General features: G+C 47.7%; 13 protein-coding genes. 11 read left to right on the top strand and 2 right to left on the bottom strand.

Translation table 11 applies throughout. The features are described from left to right. Positions 1 to 35: 35 nt before the first annotated feature. Positions 36 to 1,889: a membrane protein insertase YidC gene (yidC, locus tag DW096_RS01575; protein ID WP_035448466.1), complete on the bottom strand. Its 1,854-nt coding sequence runs from the start codon at positions 1,887 to 1,889 to the stop codon at positions 36 to 38. Positions 1,890 to 1,920: 31 nt separating this feature from the next. After that, on the bottom strand, positions 1,921 to 3,540 hold the full coding sequence (locus tag DW096_RS01580) for a CTP synthase (RefSeq protein WP_008663543.1): 1,620 nt from the start codon (positions 3,538 to 3,540) through the stop codon (positions 1,921 to 1,923). 270 nt (positions 3,541 to 3,810) lie between these two features. On the opposite strand from DW096_RS01580, the gene DW096_RS01590 reads away from it, so the two are divergent. The 11 genes from DW096_RS01590 to atpC all read left to right on the top strand — a co-directional run bounded on the left by DW096_RS01590 (position 3,811) and on the right by atpC (position 14,752). Further along, positions 3,811 to 5,250, top strand: coding sequence for a DUF3078 domain-containing protein (locus DW096_RS01590; RefSeq protein ID WP_008663544.1), 1,440 nt, complete (start codon positions 3,811 to 3,813; stop codon positions 5,248 to 5,250). 230 nt (positions 5,251 to 5,480) lie between these two features. Continuing rightward, the gene (locus DW096_RS01595) at positions 5,481 to 5,900 is read left to right on the top strand and encodes a SoxR reducing system RseC family protein (protein ID WP_005836985.1); all 420 of its coding nucleotides are present in this window, start codon (positions 5,481 to 5,483) and stop codon (positions 5,898 to 5,900) included. Between the two features lie 37 nt (positions 5,901 to 5,937). Then, the gene (locus DW096_RS01600) at positions 5,938 to 6,840 is read left to right on the top strand and encodes a Fe-S cluster domain-containing protein (protein ID WP_005836987.1); all 903 of its coding nucleotides are present in this window, start codon (positions 5,938 to 5,940) and stop codon (positions 6,838 to 6,840) included. Positions 6,841 to 6,900: 60 nt separating this feature from the next. Further along, complete coding sequence (rsxC, locus tag DW096_RS01605) at positions 6,901 to 8,238, top strand: electron transport complex subunit RsxC (protein ID WP_005829145.1); 1,338 nt, start codon at positions 6,901 to 6,903, stop codon at positions 8,236 to 8,238. A gap of 6 nt (positions 8,239 to 8,244) precedes the next feature. Further along, positions 8,245 to 9,237: an RnfABCDGE type electron transport complex subunit D gene (locus DW096_RS01610; protein ID WP_005829143.1), complete on the top strand. Its 993-nt coding sequence runs from the start codon at positions 8,245 to 8,247 to the stop codon at positions 9,235 to 9,237. Beyond that, positions 9,234 to 9,899: an RnfABCDGE type electron transport complex subunit G gene (locus DW096_RS01615; protein WP_005829140.1), complete on the top strand. Its 666-nt coding sequence runs from the start codon at positions 9,234 to 9,236 to the stop codon at positions 9,897 to 9,899. Before DW096_RS01610 ends, DW096_RS01615 begins: the two co-directional genes overlap by 4 nt. 16 nt (positions 9,900 to 9,915) lie before the next feature. After that, complete coding sequence (rsxE, locus tag DW096_RS01620; RefSeq protein WP_005829138.1) at positions 9,916 to 10,500, top strand: electron transport complex subunit RsxE; 585 nt, start codon at positions 9,916 to 9,918, stop codon at positions 10,498 to 10,500. Between the two features lie 93 nt (positions 10,501 to 10,593). Then, complete coding sequence (rsxA, locus tag DW096_RS01625; protein WP_008663551.1) at positions 10,594 to 11,172, top strand: electron transport complex subunit RsxA; 579 nt, start codon at positions 10,594 to 10,596, stop codon at positions 11,170 to 11,172. 131 nt (positions 11,173 to 11,303) lie between these two features. Beyond that, positions 11,304 to 12,338 carry a UDP-glucose 4-epimerase GalE gene (galE, locus tag DW096_RS01630; RefSeq protein WP_005836990.1) on the top strand — a complete coding sequence of 345 codons (1,035 nt, stop codon included), beginning with the start codon at positions 11,304 to 11,306 and terminating at the stop codon, positions 12,336 to 12,338. Positions 12,339 to 12,948: 610 nt separating this feature from the next. Then, positions 12,949 to 14,484, top strand: a complete 1,536-nt coding sequence (atpD, locus tag DW096_RS01635; protein ID WP_005829130.1) for a F0F1 ATP synthase subunit beta — start codon at positions 12,949 to 12,951, stop codon at positions 14,482 to 14,484. Positions 14,485 to 14,503: 19 nt separating this feature from the next. Then, positions 14,504 to 14,752: an ATP synthase F1 subunit epsilon gene (atpC, locus tag DW096_RS01640; RefSeq protein ID WP_034523421.1), complete on the top strand. Its 249-nt coding sequence runs from the start codon at positions 14,504 to 14,506 to the stop codon at positions 14,750 to 14,752. Positions 14,753 to 14,755: the final 3 nt, after the last annotated feature.

Here is a 14,755-nt window from a genome sequence, read left to right on the forward strand (position 1 = left end):
CTTTCTGCAAAAGAATATCTTGAATGGTAGTCTTACTACTTTTTGTTCTGTCTCTCTTTCATCATCTGTTCCTGCTGTTTCTGCATGGCTTCCAGACGGGCGGCGAAACCGGTTTTCTTCATCTTCTTCGGGTCTTTCTTGTTGGCTTCCAACTGGGCAAGAAGGGCTTCCTCATTGGTTGTCTTGCGCATGATGAGCGTTGTTACCACACTGATTAACGTAGAGATGAAGTAGTAATAGTTCAATCCCGAAGGATAATCGTTCAATATGAAGAGGAACATGATAGGCATCAGGTATGACATCCACTTCATGGCAGCCATCTGCGGATTGGCACCCGTATCCTGTTGTTGCATCATGTACTTCGTGTTCAATATGTTGGTAACCGTCATCAGCAGGCAGAACAAGCTGAGGTGGCTTCCCAGGAACGGGATATGGAACGGGAAGTTGATGAACGCATCGTAAGTGGAAAGGTCGTCTGCCCACAAGAAGCTCTGTTGGCGGAGTTCAATGGCACTCGGCACGAACATGAACAAGGCCATCAGGATAGGGAACTGTATCAGCATCGGCAGACATCCACCCATCGGACTGACTCCGTACTGGCTGTAGAGGCCCATCACTTCCTGCTGCTTCTTCATGGCATCTTCCTGCTTGGGGTACTTCTTGTTTATCTCGTCGATTTTCGGTTTCAGTACGCGCATCTTGGCGGATGACATGTAGGTTTTCCACGTTGCGGGGAATACTACAGCTTTTACGATTAACGTCATGAACAACAGTACGATACCCATGCTCAACCCCCAACTGGACAACCAGTCGAAGATGTTGATGGTGAACCATTTGTTTATCCAGCGGATGAGCGGCCAGCCCAGATAGACCAGACGGTTCAGCTCCCACTTCTCGTCACGCCCCTTGTCGAGTGCGGTCAGAGTCTTGTAGTGATTGGGGCCGAAGTAGAAGAACAGCTGGGTAGGTTCCTTGCCAGCAGGGTCGAACTTCGTGCTCATCTCCGCAGAATAGTCCTTGATGTAGCCGCTGCCTTGAGTCTCCATCTTGGAACTCAGTTTGGTCTTTTCAAAGTCGGCATCTGCCAAAAATACTGAAGAGAAGAACTGGTTCTTGAAAGCAATCCAGTCCAGGCGTTCCGGAACTTCCTTTTCATCGTTCTTGTTGGCAGACAGATAATCGGTACCCTCTCCGGCGATTTTGTAAGTCAGCTCAGCCAGACGGTTCTCGTAGGTGTAACCCTTCTCTATCTGACGGGCACGCTGAGACCACTCGATGTCCACATAATTGTTGGTAGCGGCCAGCTTGCCTTCCATATTGACAGCCTGGATAGTAAAGTCTATCAGGTATGTGTCATTGTGCATGCTGTAGGTAAAGTCGATATAGCTGTTGCTGTCTGCCGACAAACGCATGGTGACGGTACTGTCCGTACGGTTTACTGCGGTGAAATAATAGTCTTCCGTCTGGATAGTCTCTTTCTTGTTGTAAAAGAGGAAATTCATGGAAGCGTCATTGCCGCTGAACAGTGTGACGGGGGTCGTCTTGTCTTGTCCCATGTATTCCTTCAGCGTGGCCGAAGCTATGCGCCCGCCTTTTGTATCTACGGTTATTTCTGCCAGGTTGTTCTGGATGGTTACCTGCGAGTTGGTTCCTTGACGGGCGTCGAAGAAGAGGGCAGTGGAGTCAACGCTTGCTTCCGCTCCGCTTTCGTTGGCCAGGGCTGCTTCCGCCTTGGCTTTCAAGTCGGCTTCGCGCTGTTGCACCTGGGCTATGGAGTCGTAGTAACGTTGCTGTGCTTCCAACTGCTCCTGGCTGGGACGGCTCAGAAAGCTGAAACCTACTAACAATATCGCTATCAGAACAAGACCTGTGATGGTATTTTTATCCATTCTTTGTTGATTACAAATTACTTATTACAAATTATTTCTTTTCGTTTTCATTTTCGATGGCGGCCTTCACGAATGCTACGAACAGTGGGTGCGGATGCAATACCGTACTGCTGTATTCGGGATGGAACTGGGTACCGACAAACCACTTCAATGCGGGAATCTCAACAATTTCCACCAGGTCCGATTCGGGGTTTATACCCACACACTTCATGCCTGCTGCTTCGTAGGCATCCTTGAAGCTGTTGTTGAACTCGTAGCGGTGACGGTGACGTTCCTGGATATGCTCGGTACCATATGCCTCGTATGCCTTGCTGCCTTTCTGCAGAACACATTCGTAGGCACCTAGACGCATGGTTCCACCCATATTGGTGATGGACTTCTGCTCTTCCATGATGTCGATGACATTGTGCGGTGTCTTTTCGTCCATCTCGCGTGAGTTGGCATCGGCATAACCCAGTACGTTACGGGCAAATTCGATGGCGATACACTGCATACCCAGACAGATACCGAAGGTGGGGATGTCGTGCGTACGCGCATATTTGATGGCTACGAACTTGCCGGCAACGCCGCGTTCGCCGAAGCCTGGACCGATAAGTACGCCTGCCATGCCTTTCAGGGCTTCTGCCACATTCTCGTCAGTCAGCTTTTCACTGTTCACGAAGTCTACCGATACCTTGCGGTCATTGTAGGTTCCTGCTTGTGAAAGGGCCTCGCGGATGGACTTGTAGGCATCCTGCAAGTCATATTTGCCCACCAATGCGATGTGCAGCGGGGCAGTCTCTTCGGCTTTGTGACGGCGTTCGAGGAAAGCGCGCCACGGTCCCAGTCCCGGAGTGTCGCCGACGGGAAGTCCCATTTTCTTCAAAATGGTAACGTCCAGTCCCTGGCGCTGCATCAAGATGGGCACCTCGTAGATGGTAGGCGCGTCGATGCTCTGCACCACGGCATTTTCGTCCACATTGCAGAACAGAGCCACTTTCTTGCGCAGGGTGGTACTCAACTCATGTTCCGTACGCAGTACGAGGACATCGGGTTGGATACCGGCACTTTGCAGTTCCTTTACGGAGTGCTGGGTGGGCTTGGTCTTCAGCTCACCGGCAGCTGCCAGGTAGGGGACATAAGTAAGGTGTACGCACAAGGCGTCTTTTCCCAGTTCCCACTTCAGCTGACGGATGCTTTCCAGATAGGGCAGAGACTCGATGTCACCCACTGTACCGCCAATCTCGGTAATAACAAAGTCGAATTTGTATTTGTTTCCCAGCAGTTTTACATTACGCTTGATTTCGTCTGTAATATGGGGAATAACCTGGATGGTCTTTCCCAGATAGTCACCCCGGCGCTCTTTGTCGATGACGCTTTTGTAGATGCGTCCGGTCGTGATATTGTTGGCTTTGGTGGTCTGGATGCCCAGGAAGCGTTCGTAATGGCCCAAATCGAGGTCGGCTTCGTGGCCATCCACGGTAACGTAGCATTCGCCGTGTTCATAAGGGTTCAGTGTACCCGGGTCGATGTTGATATACGGGTCAAACTTCTGGATGGTTACCTTGTAACCTCTTGCTTGCAGCAATTTACCGATGGAGGATGAGATGATACCTTTACCTAATGAAGAGGCAACACCACCGGTGACGAAAATATACTTTGTTTCTCCCACAACTATATTATTTTATTAATTGTTTAATCTAATGCCAAGAGCCTATACGGCTTGTCGTTCAAGGTGCGCACTGCTCCCGTCAGTACACGTAGAACTTAAAAAGCGCAAAATTATAAAAAAAAGAGGAAGTAGAGAAAGTTTCGATGAAACAATTATTAAAAAATACGATTTCATCGAAGAAAGTCCTTCTTGCCTTTTTCTTATGGCTTTTCTATGTTTTCTAAACATTTTAAGCTAAATTTGCGCTCGAAACATAGACTTTAGGGCATTATGAAGAATAGACACATTGCATTTTGGTTAATTGCTACGATGATTTCTTCGTCGGTGATGGCACAGAATACGCTGGATACCGCCTCGAAGAACAGTGGACAGGAAACAACTGCCAAAGCCGACACCTTGCCGGATATAATGAAAGAATACATGATTCTGAAATTGAAACCGGAAGGTATGGGGTACAGGCTGGATACTGTTTCCATATTATATGAAAGGTATATCGGAGTGCTGGATTATTTGAATGACCCCACGACTCCGGAGCGTTATATACCTTCCAATCCGAACTACTATAGGTTGTTCCTTCCCCTTACCTATTATTATGCCCCCATGAGACGCCTTTCCAAGGTGGACTGGCATTTCCAGGTGCCTGATACGGTGCCTGCCCTGACGCGCGAGATGTTGCCGTTCGACACACTGAGTTTCACCTCAAAGGACCGAGCCAACAAACTGGTGGACCGTACGCTGCTGAACACGTATGTGAATTGTCCCAATCTGGTTGTAATGACCGAGAAGGAGGTGATGAAAGGGAAGATATTCAAGGATAATATAGAGAAGGAGGTTTCTTCCAAGCCGTCCGTCGTGAAACTGTTTGCACAAGAGAATATGGTGGGAGTGAAGGAGGAAGCCGACGTGATTATCCACAAGCCCAACTGGTGGGTGACGGGTGGAAACGGTTCGTTGCAGATTACCCAGAACTATATCTCCGACAACTGGTACAAGGGAGGTGAGAGCACTAACGCCGTGCTTGCCAACCTGCAATTGTTTGCCAACTATAATGACCGTGAAAAGGTGCAGTGGGAAAATCTGCTCGATGCCAAGCTGGGCTTCAGCTCCGCACCTTCCGACGAGTTTCATAACTATCTGGTAAGTACCGACCAACTCCGGCTGTACAGTAAACTGGGTATTCAGGCTGCGTCCAAGTGGTATTATACCATCACGACTGAGTTTAAGACCCAGTTCTGCAATGGCTACAAGGCCAACAGTGAAGAGCTGGTTTCGGCTTTCTTTGCTCCGGCGGACTGGTCAAGCAGTATCGGTATGGACTACAAGTTGAAGAAGCAGAAATTCAGCTTGTCCGTTTTCATGGCTCCGCTGACGTACATGCTGCGCTATGTGGGGAATAAGGGTGTGAATGAAGTGAGTTTCGGTCTTGAGGAGGGCAAGTGCGTGAAGCATAACTTCGGTTCGCAGATACAGCCTACACTTTCGTGGACCATCATTCCTTCCATTACGCTGGATTCCCGCCTGGACTTCCAGACCAGTTATGAGTGGACGCGTATCGAATGGGAAAACACGGTGAACTTTGTGCTGAACCGCTATCTTTCCACCAAGCTCTATGTGCACGCCCGCTATGACGACAGTGCCAAGCCGACGGAAGGGGACAGCTATTTTCAGGTAAAAGAATTGCTCAGTTTCGGTATCAATTATAAATGGTAAATAAACAAATGGTCTGTTCGGAGTGAACAGATTATCTGTTTTGGTTAGTCAGACGGTCTGTTTTTCCTTGACAGACCGTCTGTTTTTTGTCTTTTTGTAGTCTGTGGCAGGTGAAAAAACATAAAAACATAGAAAAAGCACGTTTACGAACACAGAAAATGCATAGGAAAGGTTTGCAGTTCACAAATAATGCGTAAATTTGCCGCGATTTGTAATGCACACTTTGCAAAATGGCGAATACTATAAAACATCAAGGTATTGTGGAAAACATAAACGGTTCTCATCTCCAAGTGAGAATCATCCAGACTTCAGCGTGCGCTTCGTGTAGTGTCAAGGGGCATTGTACCTCTGCGGATACGAAAGAGAAACTTGTCGATGTGGCCGATGCCAATGCCGCATCCTACCAGCCCGGTGACCGTGTATGGGTGACGGGCGAACTTTCAATGGGAGTGATGGCAGTTCTGTTTGCCTTTATATTTCCTTTCCTTATTCTGATAATCTCACTGTTTGTCTTTATGGCTATCTGGAATGACGAGCTGCGTTCTGCACTTTGTTCGCTGGCACTTCTTATACCTTATTATTATATATTGTGGCTGAACAAGTCGCGGATGGGTAAGAAGTTCTCATTCTCCGTACGACCGATGAACTAACTAATAATAAAACAAATAATTAATAAACAACTAATTTATGAATGTAATTCTGATTGCAGTGATTTCATTGGGAGTTATAGCGCTGGTATCGGCCGCTATTCTTTACGTGGCTTCCAAGAAATTCGCCGTGTATGAAGATCCGCGGATTGCCCAGGTAGCAGAGGTGCTTCCCCAGGCAAATTGCGGTGGATGTGGTTACCCCGGTTGTAGCGGATTTGCAGATGCTTGCGTAAAGGCAGGTTCGCTGGATGGTAAACTTTGTCCGGTGGGTGGACAGCCCGTCATGACAAAGATTGCCGAGATTCTGGGCTTGGATGCCGCTGCTGCCGAACCTATGGTTGCGGTGGTGAGATGTAATGGAACTTGTGCCAACCGTCCTCGTGTGAACCAATACGATGGCGCCAAGAGTTGTGCCATTGCGGCTTCTCTCTATGGTGGTGAAACGGGTTGTAGTTATGGCTGTCTGGGATGCGGCGACTGTGTGGCTGCCTGCCAGTTCGATGCTATCCACATGAATCCGGAGACCGGACTTCCCGAAGTGGATGAGGAAAAGTGTACGGCTTGTGGAGCTTGTGCCAAGGCTTGTCCGAAATCTATTATTGAAATCCGTCCTCAAGGCAAGAAATCACGTCGTATTTACGTACAGTGTGTAAACAAGGACAAGGGGGCCGTAGCACGCAAGGCTTGTACCGTGGCATGTATCGGTTGCGGCAAGTGTGTGAAGGTTTGTCCGTTCGAGGCTATCACGCTGGAAAACAATCTGGCTTACATTGACCCCAATAAGTGCAAATCCTGTCGCAAGTGCGAGGAAGCTTGTCCGCAAAACACAATCATTGCCCTCAACTTCCCGCCGCGCAAACCGAAGGCTGACGATACAGCTCCCCAAGTAAAGGTTGCAGTTCCTAAAGCTGAGGTTGAGACTCCTAAAGCGGAGGTTTAGACTTCCCAAGTTGAGGTATGAATTAATAAAGTAAATAAACGACTAAAAATACAGAATTGTATGTTGAAGACATTTTCAATTGGTGGAGTCCATCCACACGAAAATAAACTTTCAGCACATCAGCCTATCATCAAGGCAGAGATTCCGGCCAAGGCCGCTATCTTGCTGGGACAGCACATCGGTGCTCCTGCCAAGCCTATCGTTGCCAAAGGTGATGTTGTGAAAGTGGGTACAAAGATTGCCGAGCCCGGCGGTTTTGTATCAGCAGCCATTCATTCGTCTGTCAGCGGGAAAGTCGCTAAGATTGACACGATTGTCGATGCCAGCGGTTACGCCAAGCCTGCTATATTCATTGACGTAGAAGGGGATGAATGGGAAGAATCCATTGACCGTTCCGAAACGTTGGTGAAGGAATGCAGTCTGACCTCCGAGGAAATCGTGAAGAAAATCGCTGATGCCGGTATCGTAGGTCTGGGCGGTGCATGCTTCCCTACGCAGGTCAAGTTGTGTCCTCCTCCTGCATTCAAGGCAGAGTGTGTCATCATCAACGCCGTAGAGTGCGAACCGTATCTGACTGCCGACCATCAGCTGATGCTGGAACATGCGGAAGAAATTATGGTAGGTGTATCCATTCTGATGAAGGCGGTAAAGGTGAACAAGGCATTCATCGGCATTGAGAACAACAAGCCCGATGCCATCCAGCTGATGACGAAGGTTGCTTCCAGCTATGCAGGTATCGAGGTGGTACCCTTGAAGGTACAATATCCGCAGGGTGGTGAAAAGCAGTTGATTGATGCTGTCATCAGTCGCCAGGTTGCAGCCGGTGCGTTGCCTATCTCCACGGGAGCTGTGGTGCAGAATGTGGGTACCGCATTTGCCGTTTACCAGGCCGTACAGAAGAACAAACCTCTGTTTGAGCGTGTCATTACCGTGACCGGTAAGTCGTTGGCAAAGCCGTCCAATTTCCTGGCACGTATCGGTACGCCGATGAAGCAGCTGATTGAAGCTTGCGGCGGTCTGCCCGAAGATACGGGTAAGATTATCGGCGGTGGCCCGATGATGGGTAAAGCTCTGGTAAATACGGATGTACCGACAGCCAAAGGAAGCTCCGGTATTCTGATTATGAACGAGAAGGAAGCCAAGCGCGGCGAAGTACAGCCTTGTATCCGTTGTGCCAAGTGCGTGGGAGCCTGCCCGATGGGGTTGGAGCCGTATCTGCTGGCTACCGTTTCGGCCCACGGAGATTTTGAAAGAGTAGAGAAAGAAGACATTATGTCGTGTATAGAATGCGGTTCATGCCAGTTCACTTGTCCTTCCAACCGTCCGATGCTGGATTATATCCGCTTGGGTAAGGGTAAGGTAGGAGCGATGATTCGTGCACGTCAAGCTAAAAAATAACGAAGTATGAATAAATTAATCGTATCCCTTTCGCCCCACGTTCACGGCGGTGACAGCGTGAAGAAGAATATGTACGGTGTGCTTATCGCATTGATTCCGGCATTCCTCGTTTCGCTTTACTTTTTCGGACTGGGTGCGCTGATTGTTACGGCAACTTCCGTAGCAGCCTGCTTGTTCTTTGAATGGGCCATCGGCAAATTCCTCATGAAAAAAGAGACCACAACCATTACCGACGGTTCTGCCATCATTACCGGTGTGTTGCTGGCCTTTAACCTGCCTTCCAACCTGCCCATCTGGATTATCATCCTTGGTGCCTTGTTTGCCATCGGGGTAGGCAAGATGTCCTTCGGAGGTTTGGGTTGCAATCCCTTTAACCCTGCACTGGCAGGACGTGTGTTCCTGCTGCTTTCATTCCCCGTGCAGATGACGACATGGCCGGCTGTAGGCCAGTTGACAGCCTATACGGATGCCACGACGGCTGCTACGCCGCTGGCTATTATGAAAGGTGTCATCAATGGTGCTCCGGGCATGTCCCTGAGCGACCTTCCGGGAGCTTTCGACCTTCTGATAGGTAATAATGGAGGATGTCTCGGTGAGGTGAGTGCCTTGGCGCTGCTGCTTGGTTTGTTCTACATGTTGTGGAAGAAAATCATCACCTGGCACATTCCGGTATCTATTCTGGTGACGGTATTCGTGTTCTCCGGTATCATGTATCTGGTCAATCCGGAACTTTATGTATCCCCGGTCGTACAGTTGTTGTCCGGTGGTCTGATGCTGGGTGCTGTCTTTATGGCTACGGACTACGTGACTTCTCCGATGAGCCACAAAGGTATGCTGATTTATGGTGTTTGCATCGGCCTACTGACTGTCATCATCCGTCTGTTCGGTGCATATCCGGAGGGTATGTCGTTTGCCATTCTGATTATGAATGCGTTCACTCCGCTCATCAACACCTATGTTAAACCTAAACGCTTTGGGGAGGTAGCGAAGAAGAAATGAAAAAGTTAGAATCATCCTTGAAGAATATGTTGCTGGTACTTACGGGCGTTACCGCAATCTCCGTAGCGTTGCTGGCTTATGTAAACGAATTGACGAAGGAGCCCATTGCGCAGGCCAATGCAAAGACCTTGAGCGATGCCGTAAGTGCGGTGGTTCCGGGCTTCGACAATGACCCCATCGCCGAGAAGAAGATGCAGGAAGTAAACGGAGTACAGTATTCTGTATATCCTGCCACCAAAGGCGGAGAATATATCGGAGCTGCTGTGGAAGCTGTTGCCATGGGTTTTGGCGGTGAGCTGAAAGTGTTGGTCGGTTTCGATGCTGAAGGCAAAATCATCGACTACTCCTTGTTGTCGCATGTGGAAACTCCGGGGTTGGGTTCCAAGGCTGCCGACTGGTTCAAGAAAGGCAATAAAGGTGACATCACCGGCATGAATCCGGGTGAAGCTGCATTGACAGTGAGCAAGGACGGTGGTAAAGTAGATGCCATTACAGCGTCTACCATCACCTCACGTGCTTTTTTGAATGCAGTGAATGCGGCTTATGCTGCCTATGCCGGTCAGGAAACTGCCGACGGCACTACCGGCGCTACTCAAAAGAATGTTGAACAACCTGCTGATTCCGCAGCTCCCGAAGCTGTGGATACACTCAGCGCTAAATGAGAAAGGAGTAGAAGATATGAATAATTTTAAAGTTATGATGAACGGGATTATCAAAGAGAATCCTACGTTTGTACTCCTGCTGGGTATGTGTCCTACACTGGGTACCACTTCCTCTGCCATTAACGGTATGGGTATGGGACTGGCTACAATGTTCGTGCTGATATGTTCCAATGTGGTGATTTCTGCCATCAAGAATCTGATTCCCGATATGGTGCGTATCCCTTCATTCATTGTAGTCATAGCATCATTTGTGACACTGTTGCAGATGATAATGCAAGCTTACGTTCCTGCATTGTACGCCACACTGGGCCTGTTCATTCCACTGATTGTTGTAAACTGTATCGTATTGGGACGTGCCGAGGCATTTGCTGCCAAAAACAATCCGGTGGCTTCCTTGTTCGACGGTCTGGGCATGGGCTTGGGCTTTACCATTGCACTGACATTACTGGGTGCCGTGCGTGAGTTCCTGGGAACCGGCAAGATATTCAACTTGAGTATCCTTCCTGAAGAATACGGCATGTTGGTATTTGTCCTTGCTCCGGGTGCATTCATCGCATTGGGCTATCTCATTGCTTTAATCAACAGTATGAAGAAGAATTAATAATGAAAAATTAAAAATGAAAAAATTGAGAACGTATCGGCGGTAGGCTGCCGGGCTTTTAATTTTTAGTTTTTAATTCTTAATTTAATGATTATGGAATATATATTGATATTTATCTCGGCAATCTTTGTAAACAACATCGTATTGTCGCAATTCTTGGGAATTTGCCCGTTCTTGGGAGTTTCCAAGAAAGTGGAGACTGCATTGGGCATGTCGGCAGCGGTGGCATTCGTGCTCACCATCGCCACTATCGTGACATTCCTTATTCAGAAGTATGTGCTCGACGCTTTTGATTTGGGCTATTTGCAGACTATTACCTTTATCCTGGTGATTGCCGCATTGGTGCAGATGGTAGAGATTATCCTGAAGAAAGTATCTCCTTCTCTGTATCAGGCCTTGGGCGTGTTCCTGCCGTTGATTACTACCAACTGCTGTATTCTCGGTGTGGCTATCCTTGTTATCCAAAAAGATTATGATTTGCTGACGGGAGTGGTTTATGCATTCTCCACGGCACTTGGTTTCGGCTTGGCACTGACACTGTTTGCAGGCCTGCGCGAGCAAATGAGCCTGGTTAGTGTACCGAAAGGTATGCAGGGTACTCCGATAGCTTTGATTACTGCCGGACTGCTGGCAATGGCATTCATGGGCTTTTCGGGGGTTGTGAAGATTTAAAGAAGAAAAACCGGAAATAAAGTGGAAGGGGGATAAACTAAAATTTATCCCCCTTTTTCTGTTTTTATTAATTTATTTCCTTACATTTGTGGCGTATTGATAACCTAAAAGCTAAATTATCTATATTTAATATGAAAGGGAAAATCTTAGTTACGGGTGGAACCGGTTATATTGGTTCTCACACGGTGGTGGAACTTCAAAACGCAGGTTATGAAGTTGTTATTATTGATAATTTGTCAAACTCCAGCGCAGATGTTGTAGATAACATAGAGAAGGTATCGGGCATCCGCCCTGCATTCGAGGAATTGGATTGCTTGGATTATGCCGGTCTTGACGCTGTGTTTACCAAATATAAAGGCATTAAAGCCATCATTCACTTTGCGGCCAGCAAGGCTGTGGGTGAATCTGTCCAGAAACCATTGCTTTACTATCGTAATAACCTGGTTTCACTGATAAACCTGCTGGAATTGATGCCGAAGCATGGAGTGGAAGGTATCGTATTCTCTTCTTCCTGCACAGTTTACGGCCAGCCGGACGAACTTCCGGTAACGGAAAAGGCACCTATTAAGAAAGCTGAGTCTCCGTATGGAAACACGAAGCAAATCAATGAAGAGATTGTACGTGATACGGTTGCTTCCGGTGCTCCGATAAACGCCATCTTGTTGCGTTACTTCAACCCGATAGGTGCACACCCCACAGCATTGCTGGGAGAGTTGCCTAACGGTGTACCGCAGAACTTGATTCCTTATCTTACCCAGACCGCTATCGGCATCCGTGAGAAACTGAGCGTGTTTGGTGACGATTATGATACTCCCGACGGTTCTTGTATCCGCGACTTCATCAATGTAGTCGATTTGGCCAAAGCACACGTAGTGGCTATCCGCCGTATCTTGGAGAACAAGCAGAAGGAAAAAGTGGAAGTATTCAATATCGGTACAGGTCGTGGACTTTCCGTATTGGAACTGATTAATGCTTTCGAAAAGGCTACCGGTGTAAAACTGAACTATCAGATAGTAGGGCGGCGTGCCGGTGATATTGAGAAGGTATGGGCAAACCCGGAATTGGCAAACAATGAACTGGGTTGGAAGGCAGAAACAAGTATTGAAGATACTTTACTTTCTGCATGGAAATGGCAGTTGAAGCTTCGTGAAAGAGGTATTCAATGACAAACTTTGAATTTGTGTTTTTTAACAAATAGGCAATAAACAAATGCCTCCCCGCATTTGTTTATAATGTGCAAATCAGCCTGAAGCTGTTTATGTATATGTGAATATCCGTAACTAGTACGTATGCCTCCCCGGCATAGACAGGTAAGATTGCATAGTAGTTTTGTCGTGTTTTATTTTGTGTTTGTGTTGTGAATAAGCCTTGTCGAGAGACAAGGCTTATTTTTTGTATATTATATACAGAACCTCTGTTGTCAATTCAGTGTTTTTTCATAAGATGGGTGGGCAATTCCTTTTTCTTGCTAATTGTTAACTGACGTTATCATGTCTGTAACAATTTGTTCCAATTGTAGTATTAATCGTTCAAAATAGTCTTTTTTGTTCAAAAAATGCTATACACGGTAACAACTACATGCAAATTGTTTATACATTTGCGTTGTTGTTTATGTAACTATTGGGATGAACAAACCATAGCTGACAAACGTTAATAGGTACGAGTACATAGCTGATGAAAGACGCGACTTGGCTGACTTGTTAATGAGGATACACGCGACTTACAACTTAGTATTGGGAAAAATAATTAAGGAAATATAGAATAAAAAGATTGCTTATGTCACAGATTGTCGGACATATCTCACAGGTAATCGGGCCTGTAGTAGACGTCTATTTCGAAGGAACGGAGGCAGAAATGATGTTGCCGAGTATTCACGACGCACTGGAAATAAAAAGGTCGAACGGCAAAAGACTGATTGTAGAGGTACAGCAGCACATTGGTGAAAACACGGTGCGTACTGTTGCTATGGACAGTACGGACGGCCTGCAGAGAGGAATGACAGTGCATCCGCTGGGAGGCCCCATCACCATGCCGATAGGTACACAAATCAAAGGCCGCCTGATGAACGTAGTGGGCGACTCTATCGACGGCATGAAGGAGTTGGACCGTACAGGTGCTTATCCCATCCATCGCGACCCCCCTAAGTTTGAAGATTTGACTACCGTACAAGAGGTGCTTTATACAGGCATCAAGGTTATCGACTTGCTGGAACCATATAGCAAGGGCGGTAAAATCGGTCTGTTTGGTGGCGCCGGTGTAGGCAAGACGGTGCTTATCCAAGAGCTCATTAATAATATTGCGAAGAAGCAGCACGGCTTCTCTGTGTTTGCCGGTGTAGGAGAACGTACACGTGAAGGCAACGACCTGCTGAGAGAAATGATTGAATCCGGTGTTATCCGTTACGGAGAAGAATTCAAGAAAGGTATGGAGGAAGGCCATTGGGATTTGTCCAAAGTAGATTATGACGAAGTGGCCAAATCACAAGTGTCTTTGATATTCGGTCAGATGAACGAACCTCCCGGTGCGCGTCAGTCCGTGGCATTGTCTGGGTTGACGGTGGCCGAGTCCTTCCGTGACATGGGAGCGGAGACGGACGGTCCGCGTGACATTCTGTTCTTCATTGATAATATCTTCCGTTTCACCCAAGCCGGTTCCGAGGTTTCGGCCTTGCTGGGCCGTATGCCTTCTGCCGTAGGCTATCAGCCGACACTGGCAACGGAAATGGGTGCCATGCAGGAGCGTATTACCTCTACAAGAAACGGCTCCATCACTTCCGTGCAGGCTGTATATGTGCCTGCCGATGACTTGACGGACCCGGCACCTGCCACAACGTTTACCCACCTCGATGCCACCACGGTGTTGAGTCGTAAGATTACTGAACTTGGTATTTATCCTGCTGTGGACCCGTTGGAATCTACTTCACGCATTCTCGACCCACACATCGTGGGGGTAGAACACTACGAAGTGGCACAACGTGTAAAACAAATATTGCAGCGCAACAAGGAATTGCAAGACATTATCTCCATCCTTGGTATGGAGGAACTCTCTGATGCCGACCGTACGTTGGTGAACCGTGCACGTCGTGTGCAGCGTTTCCTTTCACAGCCGTTTGCCGTTGCCGAGCAGTTTACGGGTGTCCCAGGTACAATGGTTTCCATTGAGGACACTATCAAAGGCTTCAAGATGATTCTTGACGGAGAGGTGGACTACCTGCCCGAACCTGCTTTCTTGAATGTGGGAACCATTGAAGAAGCCATTGAGAAGGGTAAGAAACTACTGGAGCAGGCAGGGGGAAAAACGATTAAAAATTAAAAGTCTGGGAGCTTTGATGATGAAAAAGTTGCATTTGAATATTGTTTCACCGGAGAAGGAACTCTTCAACGGGGAAGTGGAAAGTGTTACATTGCCGGGCACTATGGGCTCTTTTTCTATCCTGCCGCAGCATGCACCGATTGTATCATCGTTGGGAACGGGGAAATTGATTTACGCAACGGACGGTGAGGAACATGAGTTGGATATTCAAAGCGGATTCGTGGAGATGAGTAACGGAAGGGTTGCCGTCTGTATAGAACAGCAATAGGCT

The organism is Bacteroides sp. AM07-18 (assembly GCF_003602695.1).
Lineage (GTDB): Bacteria > Bacteroidota > Bacteroidia > Bacteroidales > Bacteroidaceae > Bacteroides > Bacteroides uniformis.

Excerpts from the sequence above, each read along its gene's own strand:
- rsxA (WP_008663551.1), top strand. The coding sequence starts at position 10,594 with ATGGAATATATATTGATATTTATCTCGGCAATCTTTGTAAACAACATC.
- DW096_RS01615 (WP_005829140.1), top strand. The coding sequence starts at position 9,234 with ATGAAAAAGTTAGAATCATCCTTGAAGAATATGTTGCTGGTACTTACG.
- atpC (WP_034523421.1), top strand. The coding sequence starts at position 14,504 with ATGAAAAAGTTGCATTTGAATATTGTTTCACCGGAGAAGGAACTCTTC.
- atpD (WP_005829130.1), top strand. The coding sequence starts at position 12,949 with ATGTCACAGATTGTCGGACATATCTCACAGGTAATCGGGCCTGTAGTA.
- galE (WP_005836990.1), top strand. The coding sequence starts at position 11,304 with ATGAAAGGGAAAATCTTAGTTACGGGTGGAACCGGTTATATTGGTTCT.
- DW096_RS01595 (WP_005836985.1), top strand. The coding sequence starts at position 5,481 with ATGGCGAATACTATAAAACATCAAGGTATTGTGGAAAACATAAACGGT.
- yidC (WP_035448466.1), bottom strand. The coding sequence starts at position 1,889 with ATGGATAAAAATACCATCACAGGTCTTGTTCTGATAGCGATATTGTTA.
- rsxC (WP_005829145.1), top strand. The coding sequence starts at position 6,901 with ATGTTGAAGACATTTTCAATTGGTGGAGTCCATCCACACGAAAATAAA.
- rsxE (WP_005829138.1), top strand. The coding sequence starts at position 9,916 with ATGAATAATTTTAAAGTTATGATGAACGGGATTATCAAAGAGAATCCT.
- DW096_RS01610 (WP_005829143.1), top strand. The coding sequence starts at position 8,245 with ATGAATAAATTAATCGTATCCCTTTCGCCCCACGTTCACGGCGGTGAC.
- DW096_RS01590 (WP_008663544.1), top strand. The coding sequence starts at position 3,811 with ATGAAGAATAGACACATTGCATTTTGGTTAATTGCTACGATGATTTCT.
- DW096_RS01600 (WP_005836987.1), top strand. The coding sequence starts at position 5,938 with ATGAATGTAATTCTGATTGCAGTGATTTCATTGGGAGTTATAGCGCTG.